Raw genomic sequence first — 14,117 nt, 5'->3', positions numbered from 1 at the left:
AATTGAATAAAAAGAAAACACATTTTAATGGAGGCAAATATGGCAATGATGTTAAATTCAAAAAAGGCTAAAAAAGAAGCTGAACTAAAATTTTTGGAAACTAAAAAAAGATTATTATTTGCTTCCAAGGAAAATACTGAAACCATTTTAAAACATTATAATAGTTCCCAAAATGGTATAACAAATGAAGAACAAATTGAAGAAAATCAAGAACAATTTGGTAAAAATGTTATTTCTAAAAAGGGAGCTGACACTGTTGGAAAAAGATTGTTTAGATCATTTTTCAATCCTTTTAATATTATCTTGTTTGTTTTAGCAATGATTTCAATGGTGGTAGATGTTATTTTGGCTACTCCTGAAGAAAGAAACTATATAACAATGATCGTTATATTAGTAATGGTTTTTGCAAGCAGCATTATTCATTTTCATCAAGAACAAAAATCAGCTTCTTCAGCTAATAAATTAATCGAAATAATTGAGACAACATCATTAATTGAAAGAAATGGTGTTCTTAAAGAAATCCCATTAGATGAAATTGTTGTAGGAGATATTGTCCATTTGGCTGCTGGAGATATTATTCCTGCTGACGTAAGAATTATTCAAGCTAAAGACTTATTTGTTTCACAATCTTCTTTAACAGGAGAAAGTGAACCCATTGAAAAATTCAATTCAATTGATCCAAATCAAGAATATGATAATATCACCGATCATCCTAACCTTGCTTTTATGGGTTCTAATATTATTTCTGGCTCTGCTAAAGCAGTGGTAGTGGTCGTTGGGGATGACACTTATATTGGTCAAGTAGCTGCTAAAGTTAATGAAAAACAAGTGCCAACTAGTTTTGAAAAAGGGGTAAGAAAAATATCAATAATGCTAACTATCATTATGGCAATTATTATTCCTTTAGTATTTTTAATTGTTGGGTTAACTAATAAAGATGCTGATAAAAGCCCATGAATTAATGCTTTATTATTTGGAGTTTCTATTGCTGTTGGATTAACACCAGAAATGCTTCCAATGATTATTACTAGTTGCCTTTCAAAAGGTGCTATTAAAATGGGGAAACAAAAAACAATAATAAAAAATATCAATTCAATTCAAAATTTTGGAGCAATGGATATTTTATGTACTGATAAAACTGGAACAATAACTCAAGATGAAGTTATTTTAGAAAGACATCTAGATGTTTTAGGAAAAGAAGATACCTATGTTTTGAAATATGCATTTTTAAATTCATATTACCAAACTGGATTAAAAAATTTATTAGATAAATCTATTATTAATCGAACTTTAGAATTAGCCGATAATATTAAAGAACTAGATAATTTAGAATTACATTTTGAAAAAATTGATGAAGTTCCTTTTGATTTTCACCGTAAAAGAATGTCAGTTTTAGTTAGATCATTAAAAAATAATCGTATCAAAATGATTACTAAGGGAGCTGTTGAAGAAGTTATTAGTATTTGTTCAAAAATTTATTTAGAAGGTAAAGTTGTACCGCTAGATAAAAAAATGATTAAAAAAGTATTAAGAAAAGTAGAAGACCTAAGTAAAGAAGGAATGAGAGTTATTGCAATTGCTTCAAAAAATGATGCTGCTCCAGTTGGACAATTCTCGGTTTCTGATGAAGCAGAAATGACTCTAATTGGATATTTAACTTTTTTAGATCCGCCAAAAGACTCAGCTGAAGATGCTATCCAAAAACTTCATAATCTTGGTGTTGAAGTTAAAATTCTAACTGGTGATAACCCTTATGTAACTAAAGCTATTTGTTCTAAAGTTGGTATCCCTTATGAAAAGATTCTTTTAGGAAAAGATATTGTCAATATGAGTGATGCTGAATTAGCAATTGAAGTGGAAAATACCCAAATTTTTGCTAAATTAAGCCCCGATCAAAAAGCAAGAATCATTAACATTCTAAGAAAAAATGGACATGTAGTTGGCTATATGGGAGACGGAATAAATGATGCTCCAGCTATGAAAGTTGCTGATGTTTCGATTTCAGTAGATACTGCTGTAGATATTGCAAAAGAAACTGCTAATATTATTCTTTTAGAAAAAGATTTAAATGTTTTAGCAACTGGAATTGAAGAAGGAAGAAAGACACATGCTAATATTAATAAATATGTAAAAATGACTGTTTCTTCAAACTTTGGAAATGTAATAAGTGTCGTTTTAGCTTCAATATTATTACCATTTTTACCAATGATGCCAGTTCAAATTATTTTCTTAAATTTAATTTATGACTTATGTTGTGGCACGATTCCATGAGATAATGTTGACAAAGAATTTATTAAAAAACCGCGGAAATGAGAACATAAATCAATTTTTAAGTTTATGTTTTGATTTGGGCCGGTTAGTTCAATTGTTGATATCATAACTTTCTTAATTTTATATTATGTAATGATTCCTAGCCAATTTAATGGATTACATTTTAATCAATTAACAGAGGCTAATGATATTAAATTATTTAAACAACTATTTTGAACTGGATGATTAGTTGCTTCAATGTGAACTCAATGTCTAGTTATTCATTTTATGAGAACAAATAAAATTCCATTTATTCGTTCAAATGCTTCTACTCCAGTTATTATTTCTACTTCATTAGGAGTTGGAATAATAACTTCAATTCAATATATTCCATATATCAAAGATTGATTATTCTTGTCAGGATTACCAGCAATTTATTATGCTTGATTAGTATTATTTCTAGGTGTATATATTATTTTGATTGAAATTGTGAAGTTAATTTATAAAAAACTATATAAAGAACTTTTATAAGGAGAGATTTATGACAAATGAAATAAAGATTAGCCCGACAATGTCTCATTTATTCATCATTCCATTCGAGATTGGTGGAACATTAGTTGAAAAATTAAGCAAAAACCTTTTAAATGATCTAAATGAGACCACTAATTTTTTAAATGGAATTAATATTAAATTTACTGAAGAATTAAAAAATATTCAATTAATTAATTCATTTGAATGAACTAATCAAGATGCTTTTTTGGATTATGAAATTAAGAAAACAAGTTTATTTGAAGATACTATTGCTCATGCTAAAATCACTAACGAATTTTATTTCTTAATTCAAGCAAATGGAATTGGCCTATTCATTTTATTTGATAAACATAATGCATTATTAAATAAGTATAATCGTGATTCAAATTCATTGATTTTAAAAAACTTTATTGTTAGACATTTTGCTAAATCATTATTCATAAATGATGATTATCAAAATGATAAATTATTTGCCAATGAAATTGAAATCATGAATAAAATTAAAAACATTTGTTGAGATGTTTATTATTCATTAAATTTTAAGAAAAAGAATCTGTTGCCTAGAGAAAAAGCATCAAGCATTCATTTTGGTAAAAATGGTTTTAATTATATTAATTCAGTTTTATTTACCAATAATGTTGCAACTGACCAAGAATTACTTTATATTACAACAAGTCATAAATTAAAAATCAATGAAAGCAAACTTAATAATCAAATACTAAAAGACATTGAACAAGATTTTCTTCAATCTAAAAAGCTTTTGCATAATGAAAAAAAAGATTTTAAGCAATTTAATTATGAATTTTATTATGGTAAAGATGAATTAGTTATTAAAACCGAAAAAACTATAAATTCAATTAATGATATTTTTGAAAGTACCGAAATTTATTTAACCATCCAAGCCCAAATCAAAATTATTAGTGAATTATTCATTATTAAATCAGTTTTAAACAATATTTCTAAACATTTCAACTTTACTTTAAAAATGCAAAAAAATATTGAGACAACAGTTGAATATTATCAATCTTACATTGATAATTTCATTAACATTCATGAAAATATTTTTTATAAAAAAGTTTTAACTAAAGCTGTTGACAATTTAGAATATAAAAATTATTGTAATGCTTTATTAAATGAAATTTCAGCGCAAAAAAGAATTACAAAAACTTCAGTATCACCTCAACAAAAAATTGCCAAAATTTATTTAAATATTTCCTTGGCTTTAATTGTTTTTTGCGCATTTAGCTTGGCTATTTATCATGTCATTGCCTATAATGCTCATTCATTAGACAATTGATGAATTATCCCGGTTTTATTATTTATTTGTATAGCAAGCATTATTGCAATTGTTATCTTTAATTTAAGGCAAAAAAGGTAATCATTCTTAATAAAATGAAAAAGAGGCATTTATTTTGCCTCTTTTTTTTATAACAATACAATTTTGTTTTCTTTAGCAAACTTCTTGTTTTTTTCGTCTCAAATAGAAACTTGAACTTCACCAATGTGTTTGCAATGCAATAAATACATTGCAATTCGACTTTGACCAATTCCTCCGCCAATTGTTAAAGGAAGGTTTTGTTCAATAATATTTTTATGATATGGACTAATTAATTTAATTTCTTCTTCAGGTAAGTTATATTGATTAATTAAAGCTTCTTTATTTACTCTAATTCCCATTGAAGAAAGTTCTAATGCTAAATCATTAATTTCATCATAGACAATTAAATCACCATTTAGTGTTCAATCATCATAATCTTTAGCTCGGTTTGAATGCGGTTTATTGTCTTTTAAAAGATTACCAATTCGCATTATAAAAACTGTTTGATATTTTTTAACAATTTCATATTCCCTTTGAGTTGCTTCTAATTTAGGGTACATATTGTATAGTTCTTCTGAATCAATAAAATAAATCTTCTTAGATAATCTTTTGGCAATTTTATATTTTTTATAAATAATATGTTCAGTTTTTCTTAAAGCATTGTATATCTTGGAAACCACATTCATTAAATAGTCAATATTACGATCTTCGGGATTTATTTTTAGTTCTCAATCTCATTGATCAACATATAAAGAATGGGTTTGATCCAAATTTTCTTCTTTACGAATGGCATTCATATCAGTGTAAATTCCATTATTTTTACCAATATCATATTTGCCTAACGCTTGCCGTTTTCATTTAGCTAATGAATGCACAATTTCTAAATCATCATATATGGTTTTAGCCTTAAATTCAATAGGTTTTTCACCATTTAAACCATCATTTAATCCACTTTGTTTACTTACAAATAATGGTGCACTTACTCTTATTAGTTTAAGTTCTTTTGCTAAATATTTTCTAAATTTTTCTTTAATTAAATCAATCGCAATTTGTCTTTGTTCGATTGACAATTTTTTTGGTTTTTGTTTCATAAATTTTAAGATGTCTAATTATTTATCTTGAATAGCAACAATTCCTGGTAATTGATTTCCTTGAACAAATTCAATTGATGCTCCACCACCAGTTGAGATGAAACTAAATTTGTCGTGGTAGCCTAATTTATTAATAGCACTTACTGAATCTCCGCCACCTACAACTGAATAACAAGCTTGATTATTAGCAATTGCTATTGCCACGTTTCTAGTTCCATTTTCATAATATGAAAATTCAGTTACTCCTAAAGGCCCATTTCAAAAAATAGTCTTGGCTTTGGCAATTTCTTTGGCAAATAATTTAACAGTTTCAGGTCCAACATCCAATCCCATATAATCATCAGGAATATTATTGTTTTCTGGAGTTGTATATATTGGTTCGTTATTAGCAAATTCCTTAGTAATGGCATTATCAATTGGCAATACTATTTTATCATTGTAAGTTTCTAAATGTTTTTTAGCTAATTCTACTTGGTCATCTTCAACTAAAGAAGTTCCAATTTTCTTTCCTAAAGCTTTATTAAAGGTATATGCCATTCCGCCTCCAATTAAAACTTTATCTGCGACATTAAACAATTTTTCTAAAACTTTGATTTTATCAGAAACCTTAGCTCCTCCAATAATTGCTACAAAAGGTCTTTCAAAATTGTTAACTAATTTGTCTAAGTGTGATACTTCAGCTTCCATTAAAAAACCTAATGCAGATTCTTTAACATAATTTGCAATACCTGCTGTTGAAGCATGAGCACGGTGAGCAGTGGCAAAAGCATCATTAACAAAAACATCCCCTAAACTTGCTCATTCTTTTGCTAAATCTTGGTTGTTTGAAGATTCAGCTTTGTCATTTAAATCTTCAAAACGAGTATTTTCTAAAAATAAAATTTCACCAGCCTTTAAATTCTTTGCTGCATTTTCAACTTCTTTGCCTCTAGTTTGAGCAACAAATTTAACTTCTTTGTTGATTAATTGGGCAAATTTTTTAACAACTGGGGCTAATGATTTAGTTAATTTATCTTCCTCTTTTTTAACTCTTCCTAAGTGAGAAAGCATAACTAAACTAGCACCGTGTTCTAAAATATAGTTAATTGTTGGTAAAGCTGCTTTGATTCTTTTAATGTCAGCTACTTCATTGTCGATAATAGGAACATTAAAATCTACTCTTAAAATTACGCGCTTACCATTTAAATTCAAATCTTTAAGTGTTTTTTTCATTTTGTCTCCTTCTCGTTGTGAATTTGTTAAAATTATATAATAAATGCTAAAATTCTTATATTAATCTAACTACTTAATTATTGGGGGATGACATGAAAAAAATCTTGAATGCACAAAAACAAAAAGATACCAGAACTTTAAAATATGACCCAGAAAATGATAGTGTTTCAACTTTAATTACTGAATTTCAAATTTATCATAAAAATGCTCATTTTATTAAACCAATTGATGAAATGAAAATTTTTGAATATTTTAAAGAGATTCGATTTATGAAAATAATGGATGAAAATTTGAAAGATAAAATAGAAGAGACTGCCAAACGCCAAAGACTATTCAAAGCCAAATACACTCCTTATATGGAATATGAAAAATGATCTGATTCGCCTCTTGCTGAAAAAGCAAAACCATTGTCAAAGACCAAAAGAATTATCATCATTAGTGTTGTTACCGTAGTTTTTATTGCAATGTTATTGATTATAGTTGGATTGAATAAGTGATGATAGGAGATTAAATGTTAATTATTCTTTATATTATTTTAGCAATGATTTCAATTCTTTTTGCTGGAGCAGTAATTCATTATGGGACAATTCTTTTAAGAAATTGAAAGAAGGCCAAAAATACTAAAACTGCTTTAGGGCAATCAACTAAAATTAGATTAATCCACCAACTAAAAGAATCATTAGAATATCTTTCAAAAACCAAAACTGGTGCCATTATTACCATTGAAAATAATGATGACTTAGATAATTTAAGAACTGATGGAATTATTATTGATGCTAATGTTTCAAGCTCATTAATTATTTCAATTTTCAATAAACACAGCCCATTACATGATGGGGCTATTATTATTAAAAATAATAAAATCCACTATGCTTCAACATATTACAAAATTACAAAGAAATCAATTGACAATAAATATGGAGCAAGGCATAGAGCCGCAATGGGAATTAGTGAAATTTGTGATGCAACAACTTTAGTAGTATCAGAAGAAAATGGGGGAATTACTTTAGCTAAAAATGGATTGTTCACACCTGTTATTCTTGATCAACTACAAGAAACTCTTGTAAATATCTTTAAAGATGCTGATTAAAAGCATCTTTATTTTTTAGTTATTGTTGAATTTAAGATTGAAATTTATTAATCTTTTTAAACAAAAACAAGTTTTCTTATTACAAAAGTACATAGTACTTTTCCAGATTATTAAAAATAAAAAAATTCAAATTTTATCTATATAATTTTATTTATTAACTTTTTAAAATTTTTAAGTAAAATTATATATGCTATGATTAACGAAATGGACAGGATATAGTTGAAAGGCTATACTTTGGTTGGTTAAACGCGTTTAATCACATAAAATATATTTCATTAGAAAGGAAAATATTATGGCAAAATTAGATTTTGACCGTGCTAAACCACACGTAAACATTGGTACAATCGGTCACGTTGACCATGGTAAAACAACATTAACAGCAGCTATTGCTACAGTTTTATCAAAAAAAGGTCTATCAGAAGCTAAAGATTATGCTGCAATCGACAATGCTCCTGAAGAAAAAGCTCGTGGTATTACTATTAATACTTCACACATTGAATACAATACAGAAAAACGTCACTATGCTCACGTTGACTGTCCAGGTCACGCTGACTACGTTAAAAACATGATTACTGGGGCTGCTCAAATGGATGGTGCTATCTTAGTAGTTGCTGCTACTGATGGTCCTATGCCTCAAACAAGAGAACACATTCTTTTAGCAAAACAAGTTGGTGTTCCTAAAATTGTTGTATTCTTAAACAAAATTGACATGTTCAAACCAGAAGAAAGAGAAGAAATGGTTGGATTAGTAGACATGGATGTTCGTGGATTACTATCAGAATATGGTTTTGATGGTGACAATGCTCCTGTTATTGCTGGTTCAGCTTTAAAAGCTCTTCAAGGTGACGCTGAATATGAAAAAATTATTTTAGAATTAATGGATGCAGTTGATACATACATTGAAGAACCAAAACGTGAAACTGACAAACCATTCTTAATGGCAGTTGAAGACGTATTCACCATTACAGGTCGTGGAACTGTTGCAACTGGTAGAGTTGAACGTGGTGTGTTAACCTTAGGTGAAGAAGTTGAAATCGTTGGTTTAAAAGAAACCAAAAAAACAACTGTTACTGGTATCGAAATGTTTAGAAAGAACTTAAAAGAAGCTCAAGCTGGAGATAATGCTGGTTTATTACTACGTGGTATTGATAGATCAGAAATCGAACGTGGACAAGTTTTAGCTAAACCTAAAACCATTGTTCCTCACACAGAATTTGAAGCTGCTGTTTATGTTCTTAAAAAAGAAGAAGGTGGACGTCACACTCCTTTCTTCCATAACTATAAACCACAATTCTACTTCCGTACAACAGACGTTACTGGTGGAATTGAATTCACTGATGGACGTGAAATGGTTATGCCTGGAGACAACGTTAACTTAAAAGTTAAGTTAATTGCTCCAATCGCTGTTGAAGAAGGAACAAAATTCTCAATTCGTGAAGGTGGAAGAACTGTTGGTGCTGGTTCAGTAATCAAAATTACAAAATAATTTATTCTATGAACCCAAACATCTTGTTTGGGTTTTTAATTTTACTTAAGAAATATTTTTTAAATAAATATAATTTTGGAAATACCTACTTCTTTTTGTGAGTTTTTTTGTTTTTTTGGTATTAGCTTAAATAATAAAGTTTTAGAAATTCTATAAAATAAAAGACAACAAACGTTGTCTAATATTTTTTATTTAGGGTCTCCAAAACTTGGATCATATTTTTTAATTTCATTCTTTAATTTATTATATGCTTCTTCATATCTACCCAATTGATATGCATAATTTGCATGATATATTATAGTTGTAATACTTTCGGTTGCATATGATGGGAACATATTGAATACCAAACCGAAATCAACACGTGATTTAAGAACATTATATTTTTTTTGTCAATTTCATTCATGTTCATCGAAGTTTATAAAGTTTGAATTAACAATATTACCATTTGAATCTTTATCATGGTATCAATCTTCATCCATAATTGTATCTGCTTTATAAACAGGCAATCATTGAATTGGGTTTTTGAATGAGAAATTATATTTTTCTTGGGATTTAATTAATATTTCAAAAAATTCAATTAATAAATTAGTATTTTCAGATTTTAAGAATGACTTATGTTCATTGGCAACAACTCCTGATGTTTTGTTATCAGCAATACGTTTAGCATTATTAAATGCATCATATAATGAACGCAACGCTACTTTTTGTTCATCAAAACTACCTGAAGTCGTGATCACTCCTTCATAATCTTTTAAGCGATCTTCTAAATATAAAGTGGCACCTTCATGTCTAATATTTTTACTTGATGATTCACTCTTATAATTTGACAATCAAGTTGTAATTTGTTGTTTCATGTTAAAGAATTCTTGTTGTAAATCTGTTCTGCTCATAACCTCATATTTATCAACGGATTTTGTGAAATTAGAAGATATACTTTGCAATTTAGAATTCAAATGATTCAATATTTGGTTTAACTTAGCTTTATCTGAAATTTTTGAATCCATTTCTTTTACAATACTTGACATATTATTTAAAATCTCAATAAATTTATCAACATAATTTAATGTATTTGTAACAATTGGAATATAACCATCTTGTGTTAACACTATATTTAGATTTCTAGAGCTTTCATGACCAAAAATACTTGAAAAACCATCAGTTATTGATGAAATAACATTATTTTTAAATCTGCTAGGATAATTTGAGATTTTTGGAATAATTCTTTTTCCCGTTTCATTTGTAAATAAGCCACGTCAATTTGCACCATATTGTGAACCATAATATTTTCTTGTTAGCTTTTGTCAGGTTGTTGATTGACCAGCACCTCTATGCTTAATCCAATCAACATCAGCAGATGACATATAATAAATATATAATTCCTCAATTGTTTTTGCATAAGTTTGAACAGCTATTGAATACGCAATATTATTTTGATTTTGGTTGAATTTTTGTTTATAATCATTAAATTTATTTGTAACACGATTAAAAAGCTTAATAAACTCTGATTTAATTAAACGTCTTGCAAAGTTGTAAGTAACACCATCATTGTATATAGCTGCTCTGGAATTCAATTCAGTTAAAGTATTCTCTGTTTCTTTTATTGTATTTGTAGTTCATGTTTTAATATCATTTGATATAAATTTATTTGCAACTGAATTATTTATATCATTAATATTTTTAATCTTATCAGCAAGTAAATTATTTTTTCCATAAAATTCATCAGTAATTTTTTCATATCTTCTATTTGCGATATCATCGGGATTAGCACTATAATTCACTAGTGGCGCAATATCTTGTTTATATGTTAATACTTCTTTAAATGCAAAGGGATTTGTAGAAGCAGCATCAGCAACTCTTAATGCTTCAGCACTTAAAGTGGTATTTCTTGCTCTTTCTTTTTCCATTATTGTTTGGCGTAATTGGTTAACAACAGGTCTAAATTTATTAATCATTTCGTCAGCTTTATTTAAATCAGTATTATTGATTGTAGGTACTTCTTCTGTTTTTAATGAAGTAAATACTTTTTTAGCATCAATAAAGAATTGTTCATCATTATATAGTGGATATTTAGTCTCTAATGATTGAAACACTTTTTTAAGATCATAATATTCATTAAATTTAGTTGCAAAATCAAATACATTTTTTAAAGCTGTATATTGTGCTCTAATTCCTAATGTATTTTTATTAGCAAACTCAGTAAGTTCTTTATTTTTAATACCTGGTAAAACATTATTTAATTTAAACTTAACTTCATTAGCTTTACTTGGGTCTTTAATAAAATCTTGAACGGTTTTCTCTAATGTCAAGAATTTGTCGTGTTCAATATAATTATTAATTTCGCTTAAACGTTTATCTATTTCTTTATTAGCTACTACAAGTTGTGATTCATCAGTATTTTCATTATATGAATCATATGAAGATAACAATGACTTAAGTTCATTAATTTTAGATATAGTAGTTGAATCGGTATAATCACCTGAAATATATGATAAAGCATTTGATTTTAATGATTTAAATGTTGAATAAGCTTTTTCTTTAATTTCATTTTTAATTGTAGCAACATAATTATGTAATTCTAAAGATTTAGAATCTTTATCAGTTTCACTTCAAGAACTAGTATTATTATATTCGGCTATTTTATTGTTTAATTTGCTTTGAATTGAAGGATATTCATTAGCAGGAGCTGATTTAGAATAAGTACGTGCTTTATCGATTGTAGAACTTAATACATTATTTATTGTATTAGTTATTAACTCATTAATCTCTTTAGTATATTGTTTGAATAATTCGTTATTAATATTAGGTGCTTTTGATTTTTGATCATAATCATTGATACGAATTGTTAAAGGTTGTGCTGCATTAGTATTTCAAGCAGATAGAGATTTTTGATATGTTTTTAATTTATTCAATGCATCTGTAAATTCTTTTAAAGCTTTATTAGCAAGTGATTCTTCAATTTCAGACATAACGTTTTTTAATTTTGTTGTTGCTGCTTCAATTGATTGCTTAGTTCTATCATGGGCTTCAACTGTATTTTTTGTTTCAACCATTACTTGATCTAATTTTATTTTTTCAGCTGAATTATTTTCTAATTTCTTATGCAATGATTGAGCCTTACTGAAAATACTAATATATTCATCGCCTGCTTTTGCAATTTCATAATCTTTATTAGTTTTTTCAATTGCATTTTCCAAAATAGATTTTTGATTATTAATATTTTCAACAGTAGGAGTTGTTTCAACACTATTTGTAGTTAAATTTATTTGATTTACTAAATAATGTTTAATTATTTCGTAATTTTCTAATTTATGATCATCTTTTAAAATGTTTGCTTTTTCTAACACTTTATCAAACTCTGATTTTGCATCAATAATTGCCTTGGTTGAAATAGCATTTGCATATTCATCTCTTAAATTAGAAATAACCCTTTCAATTGCTTCAATAGATTCGTTTTCATTACCCACAGTATCATTTTTAGTTGATATTGAATTTTCAAGATTAGTTCTAATATCAGTATACTTATCATCATTTCATTTTTTAATTTCATTAATAATTTCATTTTTTAAATCATTAAATTTTGCTTTAGCATCATTTAATTCAATAGCCTTTTTAGCATCAAGAGCTTTTTTATATTCAGTCTTTAATTCTTTAATTGCATCTGATAATTCTTTTGTAGTTGTTGTCTCAATATCAGCGATTGATTCTTTGTTTTTAACTAAATCAAGTAAAGGTTTTTTGATGTCATCAAATTTTGGAGTACTTCATTTGCTGGTTTCTGTTTTAATTTCTTTTGCTTTTTGTCTAAGCTCATTAACTAAACGATTATGAAGTTGTTCTTCAGATAAACTATCAATTTCTGCCTTTTTGTTTTTAGATTCCTCATATTTAGATTTAACTTCTTCAATTTTGGCTTTAATATTTTCTACTGAATTATTTTCATTTGTAACTTCTTCAGTTTTATTGTGAATAAAATCATCTAATTCATCCTTGATTGTAGAGTATTTTGGATCATTTCATGATGAGGTTTCATCATTTATTAATGAAACAAGGTTGCCAAATTCAGATTTCGCAGCAATAATTTCTTTTTGATGTTTTGAGTTATTAAATTTGTCAGTTAACTCTTTTATTTGATTTTCAATATCTTCAATTGTTGAGTTTGGATTTAAAATAATCTCTTTTGCTTTATTTACATTAGTATTTAATGAATTTTTTAAATTGTCATATTTTGGATCATTTCAATTGTTTAATTCAACTTTTATATCTTCGGCTAATTTATTGAATTTTTCAATCAATGAATTTCGTTTTGATGATGCAATATGATTTTCTACTTCTTTTTTAGCATAATCCAATTTATTTCTTAATTCATCAATTTCATGAGCAATGTCATCAACTGTTTTAGCAATTTCAACTTTATTATTACTATCATTTAATTGATTGTTTAATGTATCATAAATTTCTTGGTATTCTTTGGTACCAATAGTTTTTAAATATTCACCAACTTCATTGGCTAAGTCAACATATTCATTTTGCTTTTTCAAAAGACTAAAATCATAATTAGTTTTTTCTAAGATTGCTTTTAATTCGCTATTCTTTTTGTTTGATTTTGCTTTATTTAGATTATCAACTAACATCAATGCTTTATTCTTCAAATGTTTCTTTAAATCAGTGTTTAATTTATTATCTTTAAAAGAATTGATCTCATTAATTAATTTTTCAATATCTAATTTTAAATTATTATCAATATCATTTCTTAATAAAACATATGCTGTTCCAGCAGTAACACCAGCAGCTACTAAACCTAACATTGTTGCAAGAATAATTTTAACTTTACGATTTCTGCTCATTGTTTACTCTCCTTCTATAAAATTCAAAAAAAGAATATCAAAAAATAAAAATTTTTTTTGAAAAAAAAAAAAAAAACATTCTTTTTTCAATACTTTTTGTTTGTTTTCTTCATTTTTTTTGTTTTTATTTAATGTTTGCTATTAATTTATTATTTCTTTTTTATGAAAACGTGATCTTAATTATATTAATATTTAAATTTGATACATAATGTAAAAATCATTCAAAAAATTATAAAAATATAAGAGGGTAATTTTTCACAATTATAATTGCCAATGTTAATTTAAAAAAGTTTTT

8 protein-coding genes are annotated in these 14,117 nt (G+C 26.8%); 5 read left to right on the top strand and 3 right to left on the bottom strand.

Annotation, left to right across the window (positions count from 1 at the left end):
- Positions 1-45 precede the first annotated feature (45 nt).
- Complete coding sequence (mgtA, locus tag T401_RS0101490) at positions 46-2,781, top strand: magnesium-translocating P-type ATPase (RefSeq protein ID WP_371836246.1); 2,736 nt, start codon at positions 46-48, stop codon at positions 2,779-2,781.
- 10 nt (positions 2,782-2,791) lie between these two features.
- A complete protein-coding gene (locus T401_RS06665) occupies positions 2,792-4,159 on the top strand; it encodes a hypothetical protein (RefSeq protein WP_033178724.1) in 1,368 nt (455 codons plus the stop codon).
- Positions 4,160-4,206: 47 nt separating this feature from the next.
- Here T401_RS06665 and asnA read toward each other — a convergent pair whose 3' ends face one another.
- Positions 4,207-5,190: an aspartate--ammonia ligase gene (gene asnA, locus T401_RS0101480; RefSeq protein WP_033178723.1), complete on the bottom strand. Its 984-nt coding sequence runs from the start codon at positions 5,188-5,190 to the stop codon at positions 4,207-4,209.
- A gap of 18 nt (positions 5,191-5,208) precedes the next feature.
- Positions 5,209-6,402 carry a phosphoglycerate kinase gene (locus T401_RS0101475; protein WP_033178722.1) on the bottom strand — a complete coding sequence of 398 codons (1,194 nt, stop codon included), beginning with the start codon at positions 6,400-6,402 and terminating at the stop codon, positions 5,209-5,211.
- Between the two features lie 92 nt (positions 6,403-6,494).
- Between T401_RS0101475 and T401_RS0101470 the strand changes: the two genes are divergently transcribed.
- The 3 genes from T401_RS0101470 (at position 6,495) to tuf (ending at position 8,978) form a co-directional block, all read left to right on the top strand.
- On the top strand, positions 6,495-6,905 hold the full coding sequence (locus tag T401_RS0101470; RefSeq protein WP_033178721.1) for a hypothetical protein: 411 nt from the start codon (positions 6,495-6,497) through the stop codon (positions 6,903-6,905).
- A gap of 8 nt (positions 6,906-6,913) precedes the next feature.
- Positions 6,914-7,492: a diadenylate cyclase gene (locus T401_RS0101465; RefSeq protein ID WP_033178720.1), complete on the top strand. Its 579-nt coding sequence runs from the start codon at positions 6,914-6,916 to the stop codon at positions 7,490-7,492.
- A gap of 292 nt (positions 7,493-7,784) precedes the next feature.
- Positions 7,785-8,978 (top strand): elongation factor Tu, encoded by a 1,194-nt coding sequence (gene tuf, locus T401_RS0101460; protein ID WP_033178719.1) that lies wholly within the window; start codon positions 7,785-7,787, stop codon positions 8,976-8,978.
- A gap of 188 nt (positions 8,979-9,166) precedes the next feature.
- Here tuf and T401_RS06660 read toward each other — a convergent pair whose 3' ends face one another.
- On the bottom strand, positions 9,167-13,822 hold the full coding sequence (locus T401_RS06660) for a hypothetical protein (RefSeq protein WP_033178718.1): 4,656 nt from the start codon (positions 13,820-13,822) through the stop codon (positions 9,167-9,169).
- Positions 13,823-14,117: the final 295 nt, after the last annotated feature.

Origin of the sequence: Mycoplasma anseris ATCC 49234, from assembly GCF_000702805.1 — a bacterium.
GTDB classification, from domain to species: domain Bacteria; phylum Bacillota_I; class Bacilli_A; order Mycoplasmatales; family Metamycoplasmataceae; genus Metamycoplasma; species Metamycoplasma anseris.
Note: the sequence above shows the minus strand (reverse complement) of the source record. Positions and strands in the feature narration are given on the sequence as shown.